The sequence below is a fragment of the Paenibacillus sp. FSL K6-1096 genome (genome assembly GCF_037977055.1).
GTDB lineage: Bacteria > Bacillota > Bacilli > Paenibacillales > Paenibacillaceae > Paenibacillus_AQ.
Genome location: NZ_CP150274.1, coordinates 2,025,050 through 2,042,780, shown reverse-complemented (window position 1 = coordinate 2,042,780; position 17,731 = coordinate 2,025,050). Strand labels below are relative to the sequence as shown.

Annotated in this window: 13 protein-coding genes; 8 read left to right on the top strand and 5 right to left on the bottom strand. The window is 55.1% G+C overall.

The genetic code is table 11. The features are described 5' to 3' along the window. Window positions 1-50 precede the first annotated feature (50 nt). Window positions 51-2,231 (top strand): UvrD-helicase domain-containing protein, encoded by a 2,181-nt coding sequence (locus tag MHI24_RS08935; RefSeq protein ID WP_340025287.1) that lies wholly within the window; start codon window positions 51-53, stop codon window positions 2,229-2,231. 90 nt (window positions 2,232-2,321) lie between these two features. On the opposite strand, the gene MHI24_RS08930 is transcribed toward MHI24_RS08935, so the two are convergent. After that, window positions 2,322-4,337 carry a methyl-accepting chemotaxis protein gene (locus tag MHI24_RS08930; RefSeq protein ID WP_340025286.1) on the bottom strand — a complete coding sequence of 672 codons (2,016 nt, stop codon included), beginning with the start codon at window positions 4,335-4,337 and terminating at the stop codon, window positions 2,322-2,324. Between the two features lie 603 nt (window positions 4,338-4,940). On the opposite strand from MHI24_RS08930, the gene MHI24_RS08925 reads away from it, so the two are divergent. From MHI24_RS08925 to MHI24_RS08910, 4 genes are all read left to right on the top strand, one after another. Further along, window positions 4,941-5,222: a CD3324 family protein gene (locus MHI24_RS08925; protein ID WP_340025285.1), complete on the top strand. Its 282-nt coding sequence runs from the start codon at window positions 4,941-4,943 to the stop codon at window positions 5,220-5,222. A 184-nt stretch (window positions 5,223-5,406) separates the two neighbouring features. Next, on the top strand, window positions 5,407-6,711 hold the full coding sequence (locus tag MHI24_RS08920) for a replication-associated recombination protein A (protein WP_340025284.1): 1,305 nt from the start codon (window positions 5,407-5,409) through the stop codon (window positions 6,709-6,711). A gap of 773 nt (window positions 6,712-7,484) precedes the next feature. Next, window positions 7,485-10,220, top strand: a complete 2,736-nt coding sequence (locus MHI24_RS08915; protein ID WP_340025283.1) for a glycoside hydrolase family 9 protein — start codon at window positions 7,485-7,487, stop codon at window positions 10,218-10,220. Window positions 10,221-10,251: 31 nt separating this feature from the next. Continuing rightward, entirely contained in the window at window positions 10,252-13,146 is a 2,895-nt protein-coding gene (locus tag MHI24_RS08910; RefSeq protein ID WP_340026641.1) for a glycoside hydrolase family 48 protein, read from the top strand. A gap of 224 nt (window positions 13,147-13,370) precedes the next feature. Here the strand turns inward: MHI24_RS08910 and mnmA are convergent, their stop codons facing one another. Continuing rightward, on the bottom strand, window positions 13,371-14,492 hold the full coding sequence (gene mnmA, locus MHI24_RS08905; RefSeq protein ID WP_340025282.1) for a tRNA 2-thiouridine(34) synthase MnmA: 1,122 nt from the start codon (window positions 14,490-14,492) through the stop codon (window positions 13,371-13,373). A 306-nt stretch (window positions 14,493-14,798) separates the two neighbouring features. Between mnmA and MHI24_RS08900 the strand changes: the two genes are divergently transcribed. Beyond that, on the top strand, window positions 14,799-15,218 hold the full coding sequence (locus MHI24_RS08900) for an Rrf2 family transcriptional regulator (RefSeq protein WP_340025281.1): 420 nt from the start codon (window positions 14,799-14,801) through the stop codon (window positions 15,216-15,218). A gap of 66 nt (window positions 15,219-15,284) precedes the next feature. Here the strand turns inward: MHI24_RS08900 and MHI24_RS08895 are convergent, their stop codons facing one another. Both MHI24_RS08895 and MHI24_RS08890 read right to left on the bottom strand, forming a co-directional pair. After that, a complete protein-coding gene (locus MHI24_RS08895; RefSeq protein WP_340025280.1) occupies window positions 15,285-15,578 on the bottom strand; it encodes a hypothetical protein in 294 nt (97 codons plus the stop codon). A gap of 102 nt (window positions 15,579-15,680) precedes the next feature. Then, window positions 15,681-15,827, bottom strand: coding sequence for a hypothetical protein (locus tag MHI24_RS08890; protein WP_340025279.1), 147 nt, complete (start codon window positions 15,825-15,827; stop codon window positions 15,681-15,683). 145 nt (window positions 15,828-15,972) lie between these two features. On the opposite strand from MHI24_RS08890, the gene MHI24_RS08885 reads away from it, so the two are divergent. After that, on the top strand, window positions 15,973-16,188 hold the full coding sequence (locus tag MHI24_RS08885; protein WP_340025278.1) for a helix-turn-helix transcriptional regulator: 216 nt from the start codon (window positions 15,973-15,975) through the stop codon (window positions 16,186-16,188). Window positions 16,189-16,342: 154 nt separating this feature from the next. Then, window positions 16,343-16,636 (top strand): helix-turn-helix transcriptional regulator, encoded by a 294-nt coding sequence (locus tag MHI24_RS08880; RefSeq protein ID WP_340025277.1) that lies wholly within the window; start codon window positions 16,343-16,345, stop codon window positions 16,634-16,636. Between the two features lie 55 nt (window positions 16,637-16,691). Here MHI24_RS08880 and MHI24_RS08875 read toward each other — a convergent pair whose 3' ends face one another. Further along, entirely contained in the window at window positions 16,692-17,711 is a 1,020-nt protein-coding gene (locus tag MHI24_RS08875) for an NAD(P)-dependent oxidoreductase (RefSeq protein WP_340025276.1), read from the bottom strand. Between the last annotated feature and the right edge of the window lie 20 nt (window positions 17,712-17,731).

Genomic DNA, 17,731 nt, shown 5'->3' with positions numbered 1-17,731 from the left:
TAGTGATTCAGGAAGGGAATGCCCGCATAACTTTTAGGAGGTAACTGAAATTGGAGGACAACTTTCAAAGTGCCTATCAAGAGGAAGAAGACAGGCTTAACGCGACCCTGACGGAGATTGACGCTACTCTGGAGCGGTTGCGCAACACACCGGTGTACACGGGGCACGACTACACGGAGCAGGTCCTGGAGGATTCGCGGGAGCAGCGGCGCAAGGATCTGGCCAAGCTGAGACAGGAGCCGTATTTCGGACGGCTGGATTTCCAGGGCAGTGACGAGGACGAGCGCAAGGCGCTGTATATCGGCAAAATCGGCGTAGACCGCGAGCAGGTAAGCGACCGGCCGCTAGTGATTGACTGGCGGGCCCCGGTGGCGAGCCTGTTCTATTCGTTTACCGGAGGAACGGACCCGGCCTCTTATGAAGCACCGGAGGGGCTGATTGAAGGACTCGTCTATCTGAAGCGCAACGTGGTGATCCGCAAGCAGATTCTGGAGCGGGTGGCGGATACGTATAACCGGGACAGCGATGCCCCGGCGGTATCGGATGAATTCCTGGTCTACCGGCTGGGGGAGAACAAGGATAACCGGCTGCGGGACATCGTCTCGACGATTCAGGAGGAGCAGGACAAGATTATCCGGGCGGCGAAGAATACGGCGCTGATTATCCAGGGCGTGGCCGGCAGCGGCAAGACTACCGTAGCGCTGCATCGGCTGGCCTTCTTGTTGTATCAGTACAAGGAACAGGTCTCGGCGGAGAAAATGATTATTTTCGCCCCGAACCGCATGTTCCTGGATTATATCTCTGACGTGCTGCCGGAGCTGGGGGTCGGCAACATCGCCCAGAGCACCTTCCCGGACTGGGCGGCCGGAGTGCTTGATGTCACCCTGCCGGAGCAGGATGCCTCGGAGGTCATGAGCCGCTGGTTCGAGGCAGCCGGAGCGATGCCGGTCCTCACGGAGGAGACCCCCGGACGCTTCAAGGGCTCCACCGCGCTGATGGGCGTCATTGAAGCCAGCGTGAAGCGGCTGGAGACAAGCGCTGTTCCTGAGGGGGACTTCAGTCCTTGGGAAGGGGCGGTGCTGAAGCACTCGGTAATTCTGCGCTGGCACAACGAGGAATACGCGCCTTATCCGCCGGCTAAGCGCAAGGAACGGGTAATGGCCCGGATTCACCGCTGGATCGAGATGGAGCTGAAGAAAAGCCCTTCGGCTGCGGCACTCAAGGACCGCAAGAAGAAAGGCGCAGCGCGCGAGAAGGCCTACGGCGCCAAGTGGCCGAAATACGAGCCGCTGAATATCTACAAGCAGATCTTCCGGGCGGCGAAAGTGCCGGAGGACTGGCCGGCAGAGGCCCCGGAGGAGATCCCGCCAGCGGTGCTGAAGGAGACCGTGAAGGAGCTGAAGAAGGGGATTCTGCGCGAGGAGGATCTTCCTCCGCTGCTCTATATTCATTATCTGCTGAACGGCAGTGAAGGCACGGAACGCTTCGACCACATCGTTATCGATGAAGCGCAGGATTTCTCGCCGTTCCAGATTGCTGTACTCGATCTGTACGTGAAGGGACATTCCTTCACGATTCTGGGCGACCTGTCCCAGGGGATTCATGCTTATAAAGGCGTACATGAGTGGTCTGAGATGCAGACACTGTTCGACGCGGAGCACACTGCATACCATGCGCTTACCCGCAGCTACCGTTCAACGATGGAGATCATTGAATTCGCCAACGGCATTCTCTCTGCCGGTGTAGGCAGTGAGCTGCTGGCTGTGCCGGTGTTCCGCAGCGGTAATCCGGTGCGGCTGATCGCTTATGACGAGGCGCAGCCGGAAGCAGCAGCGGGAGCGGAGGACAAGCGCTTCCGCGCCATCCGCGAGGCGCTGGCCCAGCTGTCCGGGCGCGAATACCGCACGGTGGCCGTGCTGACCCGGAGTCTGCGGGAAGCTTCAGAGTTATACGCTGAGCTTAGCAGTCAGTTCGATGACCTTCATCTGATCGACGGCAGCATGACGGAATACCGCGGCGGCTTGTCGGTGCTGCCGGTCTACCTGTCCAAGGGGCTGGAGTTCGATGCCGTCATCCTGGCAGACGCGGACAGCACCCATTACGGGGCGGCAGCCTGGGATGCCAAGCTGATGTATGTCGGCTGTACGCGTGCGCTGCATGAGCTGTGGCTGCTGCATGACGGCGCACTTCCGCCTTATATACAGCTGACCGGCGACGAGACTGCCTCCTGATACACACATAAAGAAACCTCCTTTTGGACTGGCAGACGGGATAGCCAGCTCCAGCGGGAGGTTTCTTTGTATTTTTCGTATATCAGTGAATCAGGCCTTGTCCTTCGTATCGAACTGGAACCGTTCCACCTGCCCCTGCATCTCCGCAGCCATGCCGGAGAGCGCTGAAGCGGAGGAGGTGATCTCCTCCATGGAAGCCAGCTGCTCTTCTGTAGCTGCCGTAACGCTCTGGAAGGAATCCAGCGCCGCCCGGGCGATATTAGCCATCTCCTGTACCGATGCGGTCACTTCGGAGCTGCTGGCGGACATCTGCTCCGTGATCGCGGAGACCTCATGGATCTGCTCGCCCACCTGGCGGGTGGACTGTTCAATCTGCCGGAAGGCTTCGCTTGCTTCCAGCGTGAGCGCCATGCCCTGCTCCACATCATGGGCCACCTGATCCTTCATGACCTCGTAGGCGCTGGCAATCAGGCCGACCATCTCGGTGATGGTCTCCTGGATCTGTCCGGCGCTGAGGTTCGTGGCCTCGGACAGCTTGCGCACCTCGCCGGCTACCACCGCAAAGCCTTTGCCGTGTTCTCCGGCGCGGGCCGCTTCAATGCCGGCATTCAGCGACAGGAGATTGGTCTGCTTGGCTATGGCGGCAATCGCCGTGCTGGTCTCGGCGACGCTGGCGCTTAATCCGTTCAGCTTGGCGATCAGGGCGCCGGACTGCTGCACCGACTCGCGGATCGTCTTCATCTGCGTCCCGACCTCCTGCATGCTGGCGCTGCCTGCGGAGACATCCTTCTCCGTCAGCAGGGCTGCATTCACAATCGCCTCGGAAGCGGAGGCAATCTTCTGGATGCCGGTGGACATCTCCTCCATCGTGGTCGCCACCTCAGCAGAGGCGTAGGCCTGGGTCTCCACACCCCGGGTGGAGTCTTCCACCAGCTCTGTGACATACTCGACCGCCTTGCTGTTCTCGGCTGTGCTGGCGGTCAGCTGTTCGCTGGCAGCGGCGAGCTGGCCGGAGGTCTCGGCCACCTCCTGCACCATGGTCCGCAGGGAAGCGACCATAAGATTATAATTGCCGGCCAGCTCGCCGATCTCATCCCGGCGGTCCGTCTGGACTGATTCATCCAGATAGCCTTCGCTGACCCGCTTGGCGGAACGGTTCAGGCGTTCAACCGGCCCGGTAATCCGGCGGATAATCAGGAAGGTGATGATTGCCGCAGCCAGCAGCGCTGCTACCAGGACAATGGCGGACTTGTACACAATCGGGTAGACGGCTCTGGTATATTCATTCTCCGGCAGCACCCCCGCCAGGGTGAAGCCGGTCAGCTCATTGGTGATGTAGAAGCCGTCCATTTGCGTATCGGCGGAAGCATCCCTGTAGGAGATTTTGCCTGCCGGGCCTGAGTCGGTTCCAGCTGTCATTGCGCTGCCCGCTTCCGCCCCAATCTCTATGGATGGATGATAGACCACCTTGTTGTTGCCGTCCAGAATGAACACATAACCGCTGTCACCCAGGGTCACATTCTTGGCCAGCTCCATAAGCTCGTTCATGCTGATGCTGATTGTAATTGCCCCTTTACCGTCCGGGAACGCCTTGGACACCGGCAGGATATAGCTGTTCGTGACTTTGGAGAAAATCGGATCGATCACCGAGGTCTTCTCCGGCGTTTTGAGCGCATCTATGTACCAGTCGCGTACGCGCGGATCGTAGTTATCCGGGTTGGAGTCCGGCGCAAACATATATTTGCCCTCCTCGTTGCCCAGCGCCACGATATCCACTTCAGGATGCTCCTCCTTGAACTTGTCGATCAGCTTCCGCAGTCCGGCCGGATTGGCCGAAAGGTCAGCGCTGCTCATCTGATAGGCCAGCTCATTCACGCCTGCGCTCTCCAGGAGGACCAGCTGCGAGAGTGTTTTATCCAGAAGGTGAATGCTGGAACGGGTGGTATCTTCCATTTTGGAGCGCAAGGCCGATTCCGAGGTCTGGGTGGAGATGCCGACCAGCGCCAGAGAAGGCAGCACAATTGCTGTGATGATCAGGAGCATCAGTTCGGTGCGGAGCTTCGTAATCCGGAATAGGCGCTTGGCAGTTTTTTTCGGTGTTGTCATGGAAGTTCCTCCTGAAATTCTGAATGGATACCCGTTAAAAATATTTCCATATCTCAAAGTAACTAGATAATTTAATATATATTTCGACATTAATCGACTGAATAATAAGTTTTTCGTCAAAATTTTTTGGTATGAAATACGCTCAAATTCCTTGCGCATAAACGTAAGCCCTGCGTTATTTTTCAGGTGGAGAACGATTATAATTATTCTTGAACTTGTAACCCCGGGCGGCCTGTGGCTTAATAATAAGTGTCCGGCCGGGCAAGATTACTTCTGGAAGGAGGCTGATGACGACATGTTTTCAGAATACGAGGTGGTTTCCGTCTAAGACGGAGACCTGATTAACGGGAGGCCGCAAGGCCTCCTTATGTATAAGCAGCGGCGGTGTAATTGCGCTGACTTCAATATATAGAATGACACTGACCAACTACTGACCGACCGCAGATTAACGATGAATGTAGACGCTGCCCGCAGGGTTTAATATAATGAATTTAGGGTTTTTACCAAATATGAGGAGAAGGAAGGAGGCAGGTGCAATGATTAACAAGAATCATGCAGTGATCGGACCTATCGGAACACACCTGTTGAAGGAGGAAACGAAACGTGAGTTACGTCAATGGAAGGGATGTGCTCCCCCCGGGGCTGCTCGAAGAGCTGCAGGGCTACATACAGGGTGAGCTGCTCTACATCCCGAAGAGAGCGGAAGAGCGGGTAAGGTGGGGCGAGAACAGCGGCTCCCGGCAGGAGATTGCCGCCCGCAATGAAGAGATTTTCTGCAAGCACCGCAGCGGCTGCTCGGTGAACGAGCTGCAGAAGAAATATCATCTGTCGGAAGAAAGCATCCGCAAGATCATCTCCAAGATGCGGCTGGCCGTGAACAGCTAGTCTGGGATTTTGCCAAGATATGAGTTCTAGTAAACATATGAGTTCTAATTTATAGAACAAAGAGCATGGCTCCCGCCGGTGGCGGCGAGGTCATGCTCTTTTTAAGGTAAGGTGCAGATATGGTATGATAGAAGAAGTGTAGTTATTCTATCGAAATTTCAGATGACAGCAAGGAAGTGTAGGGATGGATCTATTCTCGCTGGGAGAAGACAACGGGAACGGCCGGCTGCTTGCCGACCGGATGCGGCCCGGCAATCTCGACGAATATATCGGGCAGGAGCATATTATAGGCAAGGGCAAGCTGCTGCGCAGAGCGATTGAGGCGGACCAGGTGTCCTCGATCCTGCTGTACGGGCCTCCGGGCTGCGGCAAAACCACCCTGGCCCATATCATATCGCACCACACTCAAGGTGAATTTGTACGGCTGAATGCGGTGGAGGCCTCGGTGAAGGATGTGCGTGAGGTCATTGAACGCGCCCAGAGCAACAAGGCGCTGTATGGCTCGAAGACGATTCTGTTTCTGGACGAGGTGCACCGCTTCAACAGCTCCCGCCAGGATGCGCTGCTGCCGGCGGTGGAGCAGGGGACGATTATTTTCATCGGCGCGACCACGGAGAACCCGTTCCACTATGTGAACGGGGCCTTAATGAGCCGCTCGACCCTGTTCCAGCTGGAGCCTCTGAGCAGCGGGCACAGCCTGCTGGCCATGAAGCGGGCGCTGGCCGATGAGCAGCGGGGCCTCGGATTCATGGACCTGAAGGCGGATGAGGACGCGCTGGAGCATATCGCCGCGATGGCGAACGGCGATATCCGCCGCGCCCTGAACGCGCTGGAGCTGGCGGCGATGACGACTGCCCCGGAGAAGGACGGCAGCGTGCATATTACGCTGGAGGTGGCGGAGGAGTCGATCCGCCGCCCGATTGTGAAGGCGGACGAGTCTACGCAGTATGATGTGCTGTCCGCTTTTCACAAGAGCATCCGCGGGTCCAGCGATGCGGCCCTGTTCTGGTTCCTCTATGCGGTGGAGAAGCTCGGGATGGACCCGATGACCTTCATCCGCCGCCTGATCGCCGCCAGCAGCGAGGATATCGGCCTGGCGAATCCCCAGGCGATGGTCCAGGCAGTCAGCGCGCTGGAGGCCTACCGCAATAACGGCTGGCCGGAGGCGAAGCTGAATATTGCCCAGGCGATTCTCTTCGCCGTGGAGAGTCCGAAGTCGGACGGGGTGGTGAAGGCGATCGCGAACGTCATGGGCACCCTGGAGGAGCTGAAGTCGGCCGAGGTGCCGCTGCATCTGCGGGATACGCATTACAAAGGGGCCGCCCAGCTCGGCCACGAGGGCTACCAGTACCCGCACAACTTTCCCGGCCATTATGTGAAGCAGGATTATCTGCCGAAGACGATTTCCAGGAGGGTGTTCTATCAGGCCACCGAGCAGGGCAATGAGGCGAAGATTCGCCACAACCAGCAGCTGCGGCGCGGGCAGTAACTCTTACCACCGTATGTTTTTGATACGGTGGTCTTTTTGTGCGGGCAAGTATTGCGGACTAGTAGGCGTGTGAGCGGAATGTAATCGAAAAACCGATCACATTGGGGCGGATGAGGGCGAGCGGAAGGATTGTAATCGAAAAACCGATTACATTGCGGCGGATGGGGGCGAGCCGGCCGAATGTAATCGAAAAACCGACCACATTGGGGCGTATGAGGGCGAGCGGAAGGATTGTAATCGAAAAACCGATTACATTGCGGCGGATGGGGGCGAGCCGGCCGAATGTAATCGAAAAACCGATTACATTGCGGCGGATGGGGGCGAGCGGGCGGAATGTAGTCGAAAAACCGATCACATTACGCCGAATGAGCCTGCGCGGATCGGATGTATGCGAATTTGCGGGAGAATGGAGTAACATGAGGTTTTCTTTGAGTGTGTCTAAGCTCCAGCGTGGTTTACCCGCTTAGGTTAATTTTGTTCTTTTAGAGCCGATTCGACGAACAGGAACAGCCCGCAGATGATAAATATGCTGGATATCGGATGTTTTTGCTGGAATACGTATATTTTTCACAAAAATAATTGTAAATATATAGAATTAAATTCCTGTATGTGGTATATGTGTAGATAGGGATTTGTTTTCCTTAATTTGTAATAAGGAGGCGGTAGATGGGAGATTGCGGCTGAAGGTCTGTGAAGGACACCGGGGAGGTATTTGTTCGTGTATCCAGCAGGGCTGGATGGACGGACAAGAAATCGAAGGGAGATGAGAAAGGATGAAACAAAGCAAACGGAAGACCGGCTTTATCGCAACGCTAAGTCTAATGTTAGCCTGTACGATTGTTTCGGGGACGGCGGTCCGCCCCTCGGTCAGCGAAGCTGCATCGGCAGGATTCAACTATGCAGAAGCGCTGCAGAAATCCATCTATTTCTATGAGACCCAGCGTTCCGGCGAGCTGCCGGAGAACAACCGCGTGGAATGGAGAGGCGACTCGGGGCTGCAGGACGGCGCGGATGTCGGCCATGATCTGACCGGAGGGTGGTATGATGCGGGAGATCACGTGAAATTCGGATTTCCGATGGCCTATACCGCTACGATGCTGGCCTGGTCGGTCTATGAGTACAAGGACGGTTATGTGCAATCCGGGCAGCTGGATGAGATTCTGGATAATATCCGCTGGGCCACTGACTATTTTGTGAAAGCGCATACTGCGCCGAATGAGCTGTGGGGCCAGGTGGGCAACGGAACAGCCGATCATAACTGGTGGGGACCTGCGGAGGTCATGCCGATGGCGCGCCCGGCCTATAAGATCGATGCGGCGCATCCGGGCTCTGATCTCGCTGCGGAGACTGCCGCTGCTCTGGCCTCGGCTTCGATTATTTTCAAGGATTCAGATCCCGTATATGCGGACAAGCTTCTGGTCCACGCCAAGCAATTATACAATTTCGCCGATACGTACCGGGGAGCTTACTCCGATGTTATTACCGATGCCAAGCAGTATTACAACTCGTGGAGCAGCTATGCCGATGAACTAAGCTGGGGCGGGGTATGGCTGTATCTGGCAACCGGCGAGCAGAGCTATCTCGACAAGGCTGTCGCCGCCAGCGATCTGTGGGGCACGAATCAGGCCGGGGACTGGGGCTATCAATGGACCCAATCCTGGGATGATAAGCACTACGGTGCGCAGCTGCTGCTGTCCCGGATCACGAATGACCCCAAGTTCATTGAGTCTACGGAACGGAACATGCAGTTCTGGACGACCGGGGTTAATGGAACCTCTGACCGGGTGACGTATACGCCGGGCGGATTGGCCCATCTGGATCAATGGGGTGCGCTGCGGTATGCGGCGAACCATGCCTTCCTGGCTTTTGTCTATGCAGACTGGGTGACTGATCCTGTGAAAAAGAATACCGCCCAGACCTTCGCTGAGCGGCAGATCAACTATATGCTCGGCGATAATCCGCGCAATAGCAGCTACGTCATCGGCTTCGGTGAGAATGCGCCCAAGCATCCCCATCACCGGACCTCACACGGCTCCTGGGCCGACAGCCAGACCACTCCTGCGAACCACCGCCATGTGCTGTACGGCGCTCTGGTCGGCGGGCCATCCCAGACGGATGCCTATACCGACTCGATCAGTGACTATGTCTCCAACGAAGTTGCAACCGATTACAATTCAGCCTTCACCGGCTCCCTGGCGCGGATGATGATGCTCCACGGGCAGGGCCAGCAGCCGCTCGCGAACTTCCCTGCACCTGAAACGCGCGAGGATGAGATGTTCACCGAGACTTCGGTGAATGCCAGCGGCAGCAATTTTGTGGAGATCCGCGCGATTCTGAACAACCGCTCGGGCTGGCCGGCCCGCTCCAGCAGCCAGCTGTCGTTCAACTACTATCTGGACATCAGTGAAGCCGTTGCCGCAGGGTATGGACCCGAAGATATTACAGTTACTGCTGGAGGCTATAACCAGGGGGCAACCGTCTCGCAGCTGCTGCCTCACGATGCAGCGAATCATATCTACTACACCAAAATTGATTTCTCCGGCACCCCGATCTATCCGGGCGGACAATCCGCTTACCGCAAGGAGGTCCAGTTCCGCATTGCCGGACCGCTGAATACGACCTTCTGGGACAACAGCAATGACTTCTCCTTCCAGGGAGTAGCCGCCAATGCCTCTTCCGCCACGAAGAACCCGTATATTCCTGTATTCGATGCAGGGGTCAAAGTGTACGGGGAGCAGCCTTCCGGCGGCGGCAACCCCGGCCAGCCGCAGGTTCCGGCCCGTCCGTCCGGCCTCCAGGCTGTGCCTGGCAATGCCAGCGTAGCCCTGAGCTGGACGCCGGTCAGCGGCGCTTCCAGTTATACGGTCAAGCGATCGCTGGTCAGCGGCGGACCGTACACTGCGATTGCTACGGTAACCGGGGCGGTCTACAATGACAGCGGGCTGACCAACGGAGTGGACTATTACTATGTGGTGACCGCATCGAACAGTGTAGGCGAGAGTACAGCGTCTGTCCAGGTGACCGCGAAGCCGCGCGAGATTACGGTGCCTGCCGGCGCTCTGCGTGTGCAGTACCGCACCAATGACACGAATCCCGGGGATTCCCAGATCCGCAGCCAGTTCCGGATTGTGAATACGGGAACCGAGACCATTCCGCTCAGCGGTCTGAAGCTGCGCTATTATTACACCTTGGATGGGGACAAGCCGCAGGAATTCCATTGTGACTACGCCCAGGTCGGCAGCGGCAACGTGAGCGGAACCTTCGGGAAGCTGAGTACGCCTGCGGCGCTGGCTGATTCGTATTTGGAGATTTCTTTTGCCGCAGGGGCAGGAAGTTTGGCTCCGGGAGCGGACAGCGGAGAGATTCAGGTGCGCTTCAACAAGACAGATTGGACAGCTTACAATGAGAGCAACGACTATTCCTACGGAGGAACTCAAGCAAGCTTCGCGGATTGGGACAAAGTCACCCTGTACCGCGGAGGAACGCTAGTCTGGGGCCTCGAACCCTAAAACCATTCCAGAGAGGAAGAATGCCGAAATGATGAAGCTGAGTTCATTCAAGAAACCGCTTTCCATCGCGCTGACTGCCGTTCTCACCCTGTCTCTCACCAGCGGGATTATCAATTTCCATCCGGGAACAGCCAAGGCGGCGTCGGTGGAGAAGACCAGATTCCTGCAATTATATGATCAATTAAAGGACCCGGCCAGCGGCTATTTCTCGTCAGAGGGCATCCCGTACCATGCGGTGGAGACTCTGCTGAGCGAGGCCCCCAACTATGGGCATATGACGACCTCCGAAGCGTACAGCTACTGGATGTGGCTTGAAGTGCTGTACGGCTATAATACCGGGGACTGGAGCAAGCTCGAATCGGCCTGGGACAATATGGAGAAATACATTATTCCGATTAACGAAGGCGACGGTGTACAGGAGCAGCCGACCATGAGCAGCTACAACCCGAACAGCCCGGCCACCTACGCTGCAGAGCATCCGCAGCCGGATCAGTATCCAAGTGAGCTGAACGGCAAGTACACTCCGGGCAAGGACCCGCTGGATGCGGAGCTGAAGGCCACCTACGGCAACAACCAGACCTATCTGATGCACTGGCTGGTGGACGTGGACAACTGGTACGGCTTCGGCAATCTGCTGAATCCCACGCATATCGCGAGTTATGTGAATACCTTCCAGCGCGGCGTGCAGGAATCGGTCTGGGAGGCCGTGTCCCATCCTTCACAGGATGACAAGACATTCGGCAAGCCGAATGAAGGCTTCATGAGCCTGTTCACCAAGGAAAATAGCGCGCCATCAGCCCAATGGCGCTACACGAATGCTACAGACGCCGATGCACGCGCTGTGCAGGCGATGTATTGGGCCAAGGACCTGGGCTACAACAATCCGGTCTACCTGAACAAAGCCAAGAAAATGGGCGACTTCCTGCGTTACGGCATGTACGACAAGTACTTCCAGAAGATCGGCAGTGCTGCTAATGGCTCGCCGCAGCCGGGAACCGGCAAGGATTCCAGCCAATACCTGCTGGCTTGGTATACGGCCTGGGGCGGCGGTCTGGGCAGCGGCGGAGACTGGGCCTGGAGAATCGGCGCCAGCCATGCGCACCAGGGATACCAGAACGTGGTGGCAGCTTATGCGCTGTCTACCGCAGCAGGCGGCTTGATCCCGGCTTCGGCCACAGCCGGAACGGACTGGGCCACCTCGCTGACCCGCCAGCTTGAATTCTACAACTGGCTCCAATCCGCTGAAGGCGCGATTGCGGGCGGTGCGACCAACAGCTACGGCGGCTCATACAGCGCTTACCCAGCCGGCAAAAGCACCTTCTACGGCATGGCCTACGAAGAGGCCCCTGTGTACCATGACCCGCCATCCAACAACTGGTTCGGGATGCAGTCCTGGAGTATGGAGCGGATGGCTGAGCTGTACTACATCCTGGCTTCCAGCGGGGATACCACCTCAGATAACTTCAAAATGGCCAAACGGGTCATTGAGAACTGGATTGACTGGTCTAAGGATTATGTTTTTGCTGACAGCCGTCCGGTATCGGATGCGGCCGGCTATTACTTGGATCAGCAGGGCAACCGGATTCTGGGCGGAACCAATGCCCAGGTTGCCACTGTATCCGCACCCGGCGAGTTCTGGCTTCCGGGCAATGTGGAATGGTCCGGCCAGCCGAATACCTGGAGCGGGTTCAGCTCCTTCAACGGCAACAGTGGCCTGAAGGCAGTCACCAAAGATCCGGGGCAGGATGCCGGGGTGCTGGGCAGCTATGTTAAAGCACTTACCTTTTTCGCAGCAGGCACTAAAGCGGAGCACGGCAGCTACACTACGCTTGGCAACACAGCTTCACAGCTGGCCAAGTCCCTGCTGGACACCGCCTGGGGCTATAATGACGGCCTGGGAATCACCACCGTGGAGAAGCGTGCGGATTATTTCCGCTTCTTCACCAAAGAGGTCTATTTCCCGGCAGGCTGGAGCGGTACCTTCGGCCAGGGCAATACCATCCCGGGCAACTCGACTGTACCGTCTGATCCGGCCAAGGGAGGCAACGGCGTCTATGCCAGCTACACCGATATTCTCCCGGACATCAAGAACGATCCCAAGTGGAGTTACCTGGAAGACAAATATAATACCTCCTACAACACAGCAACTAAGATCTGGGACAACGGTGCACCTGAGTTCACTTATCACCGCTTCTGGTCACAGGTGGACATGGCTACTGCCTATGCCGAATATGACCGGTTAATCAACAGCGGCAGCGGTCCGACACCGACACCGACAGCAACAGCTACACCGACCGCGACACCAACGGCAACACCGACACCAACGGCTACACCAACGCCGACTGTTACGCCGACAGCAACGGCTACACCAACAGCGACGGTAACACCGACAGCAACGCCAACGGCTACCCCGACGCCGACAGCTACCCCTACACCAACGGTGGCACCGACAGCTACACCTGTTGCCGCCAACCTGGTGGTTCAATACCGTACCAATGATACGAACGCCACCGATCCGCAATTCCGTCCGCAGCTGCGGATTGTGAATAACGGGACTACGGCGGTGGATCTCAGCAAGGTTAAGGTCCGGTACTACTACACGATTGACGGCGAGAAGCCTCAGCAGTTCAATGTCGATTACGCCACGCTTGGCGGCAGCAACGTGCTGGGCAGCTTCGTGAAGCTGAATCCGGCGGTGACGGGCGCAGACCATTACCTGGAGATCTCCTTCAGCGCCGGCGCGGGCAGCCTCGCACCGGGTGCGAACACCGGCGAGATCCAGCTGCGCGTCAACAAGACGGATTGGAGCAGCTACAATGAGGTGGATGATTACTCCTACGATCCAACTAAAACAGCCTTCACCGACTGGAACCGTGTCACCCTCTACCTGGATGGCACTATGGTCTGGGGCGTTCAGCCGCAATAAGGCTGCCGTCCAGTGCATCAGCCCCGGCGTGACTGCGTAACCTGACCCGTCAATGACGAAGAACCTTCAACTCCACGCGCTGTGGTGTTGAAGGTTCTTTTCTGAATGTACGAGGAAGCATGTATGTGAAAAAGCGAATACAATGGGCCGGGCGTAGGCACGTGGGCCCAATGTATGCGAAAAACCGATCACATTAGACTGAGCACCACGCCACTGTTCACCAGTCAGGCCTGCGCCAGCGGCACGACCTTGTCTGCCGTCTCAATCGTTCCGCCGCCAAGGCAGGTGTCGCCGAGATAGAATACGACGGCTTGTCCCGGCGTAATCGCCTTTTGCTGAACGTCAAAGGCTACATGCACTGTACCATCCGGCTGCTTCGTCAGGGTAACGCCCTGATCCGGCTGGCGGTAGCGGAACTTGGCGGTACACTTCAGCGGCGTATCGCCTAAAGTGTCCGGATCAATCCAGTTCACCCCGGAGGCGATGAGGCTGGTGGAGTAGAGGCTGACATGCTTCTCTCCTTGCACAACGTACAAGGTATTGCTCTCCAGATCCTTCTCCGCCACGAACCACGGCTCGCCTGTGCCGGAACCGCCGATGCCCAGCCCCTGGCGCTGGCCCAGTGTGTAGTACATCAGGCCGTCATGCCGGCCTTTGACCTCGCCAGTGGCGATATCGACCATATTGCCTGACTGTGCAGGCAGGTACTGGCTGAGGAATTCACGGAAATTGCGCTCCCCGATGAAGCAGACACCGGTGCTGTCTTTTTTCTTCGCAGTGTATAGTCCGGCTTCCTCGGCAATGCGCCGTACCTCCGGCTTCGGCAGATGCCCGATCGGGAACATGGCCTTGGACAGCTGGTACTGGTTCAGCGCATTAAGGAAATACGTCTGATCCTTATTGTTATCCACGCCGCGCAGCAGCTTGAACATGCCGTCTTCCTCCACCACCCGGGCGTAATGTCCGGTAGCGACGTAATCTGCTCCAAGCTGAAGCGCCTTGTTCAGGAATTCGCCGAACTTGATCTCGCGGTTGCACATTACATCCGGGTTCGGGGTCCGGCCGGCCTTATATTCTTCAAGGAAATAGGAAAAGACTTTATCAAAGTATTCCTTCTCAAAATTGACGGTATAGTAAGGAATATCGATCTGCTCGCAGACGCGGCGCACATCCTCGGCATCGGTCTCCGCCGTACATACGCCGAATTCATCGGTATCATCCCAATTTTTCATGAAGATGCCGATGACGTCGTATCCCTGCTGCTTCAGCAGCAGCGCGGTAACAGAGGAATCCACCCCGCCCGACATACCGACGACGACACGGATATCCTGGTTAGCTTTTGTCATCGTGATCACCATTCTCTATGCACAGAATACCGGGCTTCCACTGAACACCCGGCTCATTGTGTATTATAACATACCTGTCTACCCCAAACGAGGACACAGCGGCCTTAAGATACGGCAAAAAACCGGCCCAATTTGACAATTTGTCCACCACTGGTGAACAAAATCGTGAATTCTTGCGCTTTGCTGTTTCATATGTGTCCGCAGATATGATAACATAAGCTGAGAGCAGACATCGGAATACGTAGATATGACATATCTCATGTCCAGTCGCAGAGAATCAGCAACTAAACCGAAAGAGGTGTCCCTTTGAAAATATCAACCAAAGGACGTTACGGATTAACCATCATGATGGAGCTTGCCCGCAAATTCGGCGAGGGGCCTACATCACTTAAGAGCATCGCCGAGAAAAACGGACTCTCCGAGCATTATCTGGAGCAGCTCATCGCCCCGCTGCGCAACGCCGGCCTGGTGAAGAGCATCCGCGGAGCCTACGGCGGCTATATCCTGTCCCGTGAGACCAGCACCATTACCGCCGGAGATATTATCCGCGTCCTGGAAGGCCCGATCTCGCCCGTAGACTTCACCGAAGAAGACGACCCGGCCAAGCGCGACCTCTGGCTGCGCATCCGCGACAGCATCGCCGACGTGCTGGACTCCACCACCTTATCCGACCTGATCGACTTCAAGGAAGAGAGCCACGCGGACAATTATATGTTCTATATCTGAAAAATTGAAAGACCCTTCAAGCCTTCCGGCTTTGAAGGGTCTTTTGTCTAGAGTTTAATCACCCAGTTAAGGCATTTCACCGAACACCTTTGTTTTTTTTAAAATTGCTCTTACATACTCCAACGTTAAATAAATGTTTTCTTTATTCTCCATCTGAGTTTTAATGACATAATTGATTTCACCCAACTCATGTTTTTCCTTTATGATATCTGAAAATTGAATTTCCAGCATGAATAGAGAATCTATTGCCCCCGCAAGAGAATTGCGAAGAATTTCTCCGTTTAAAAAGCTTCTCATCACTCGTCCGGCCTCATCTCGAATGCTACTGAGAACTACCCTTCTCTCAACTGTTTTACGCATAACTACCCTCCTGCGTGTGCCCGTCGGCTAATTGTATCATCCAAAAGGTTTGTGATATGATGGGATGGAGAGCAGGGGCCCTAACCCTTACCCTCCGGGAACCTATTTACGTTTGCTGTGCTGGCTGCGTTTGGTTCCTTTTTCTTTTGTCTCTTCTACCTTTTTTTGTCTCCTTTGTGGCCTTCGTTTAGCGTGACCGCTGTTGCTAAGTTGACCAATGCATTGGAGAACTTGCCACCAATCGTTCATAGGCTTGTTCACCTCCTCTCTGGATATCTTTGTATCAACTTCCTGATACAAAGATATCATTCGTGTATCAATTAGTCAATACATTCGTTTTAGTTAGTTGATACATTTTTAAGTTTGAAGTATGCTTCATTTAGGAGGGATGTTAATGATAAAATTTCGCTTAAAAGAAATAATGGATGCACAACATATAGGCATTCGAGAGGCGGCCAGAGAAGCTGGCTTAGCTATCAACACTATCTCGGGAATTTACCACAGCACAACAAAACGTGTGGATACTGATACGCTGGACAAGTTGTGTGATTACTTTGGAGTAGGTGTGGGAGATATAATGGAGCATGTGAAAGAGCCGCCACAGGAGTAAACCCGGACGGCTCTTTTGCTGTGTTTTGTTACCCGTAAATTATCCGTAAAATGCTTTGTAGATGTATGTTTTCCCTTGTAGCTGTAACTCGGTATAAAATGAGATAAACCCAACTTTGGAATTGCTCTTACCCAATCACAGTGGAGGTGATAGCATGAAAAATAATAAAGAATTCAAAACGTGGAGTAACTTCAAAAAAGAACTGGACTATAAGTCTGAGTATGAAAAAAAAGTGATCAGTGAGATGGCGAAACTGGTAGTGCAGATCACCAGCAGACGTAAGTCTTTGGGTCTCACACAAGCTCAGGTTGCTGAACGAGCCGGGATAACTCAAGCTCAGGTAGCACGATTAGAGACATCTTCTTCAGTTCCATCCATCGAAACAGTGATGAAAGTCGCAGTTGCCTTGGATATGACTATTGGCCTTTTCCTTACATCAAAAATTTAGTCGAAAAACGCATCAAAAGACCCCTCAAGCCATCCGGCCTTGAAGGGTCTTTCGTCTATAACTGATTCAGCTTGCTCTCAGGCGCTTCGCCGTTTGCGACACGTTTGATATTAGCGATGAAGAAATCATACCTTTTACGATGAAATTTCCGGGCATCCGGCATGCCTGCGGTATGGGGAGTGAGGATCACATTACCCAGATTGCGCAGCTCACTGTCCAGAGGAAGCGGCTCGGATTCATACACATCCAGGCAGGCGCCTGCCAGTTCTCCGTTTTGTAACGCCTCAATTAAGTCCGTCTGGTTCACAATCCCGCCGCGGGCTGTGTTGATGAACAGGGCACTATCCTTCATTTTCTCAAATGCCGCCTTGTTGATCAGTTGTTTGGTTTGCTCATTTAAGGGAACGTGTACAGTGACTATGTCGGATGTGCTTAGAAGCGTATCGAGATCCGTCATTTGCACCAAACCGTCAGCTTGTACGACAGTCCTTCTGGCATGCGCCAACACCTTCATATCAAAAGCGCGGCAAAATGCAGCCACCTTGTTCCCGATCGCGCCCAGACCGATAATCCCGATCGTCTTGCCCTGTAGCTCACCTCCTGTATACTCCAGTTGATGCTCATCCAGCTTGTTCTTCATGAAGCGGTCCAGGAACGGGATGTTCTTATAATAAGATAAGATCAGGGCCATTACGTGCTCGGCCACCGCCTGTGCATTAACACCTGCCGCGTTGGCTACCCAAATCCCAAGCTCTGTACAGGCAGCAACATCGACATTATCATATCCTGCACCCGTCTGGACTAATTGTAATTGCTTGGCGTTAGCCAGCAGGCGTTGGTCGACTTTAATATGTTCAGGGATGAGGACTTCGCAATCGGCAATATGCTGCAGCATTTCCTCTCCGGGCGGGACCACTACAACGTTCCAGTCTTGCGGAAAATGCCCTGTAATCTTCGAATGCGCGCTCTCGCTGAAATGGCCGACGATGAGAATTTTCATGGCTAAACCACCTTTCACTTGGAAGCAAACCGGATCGGCTGGCCCTTTGTCATTTTTAATGATAATTTTAGACATGAAGAATAATGTTGTAAAAC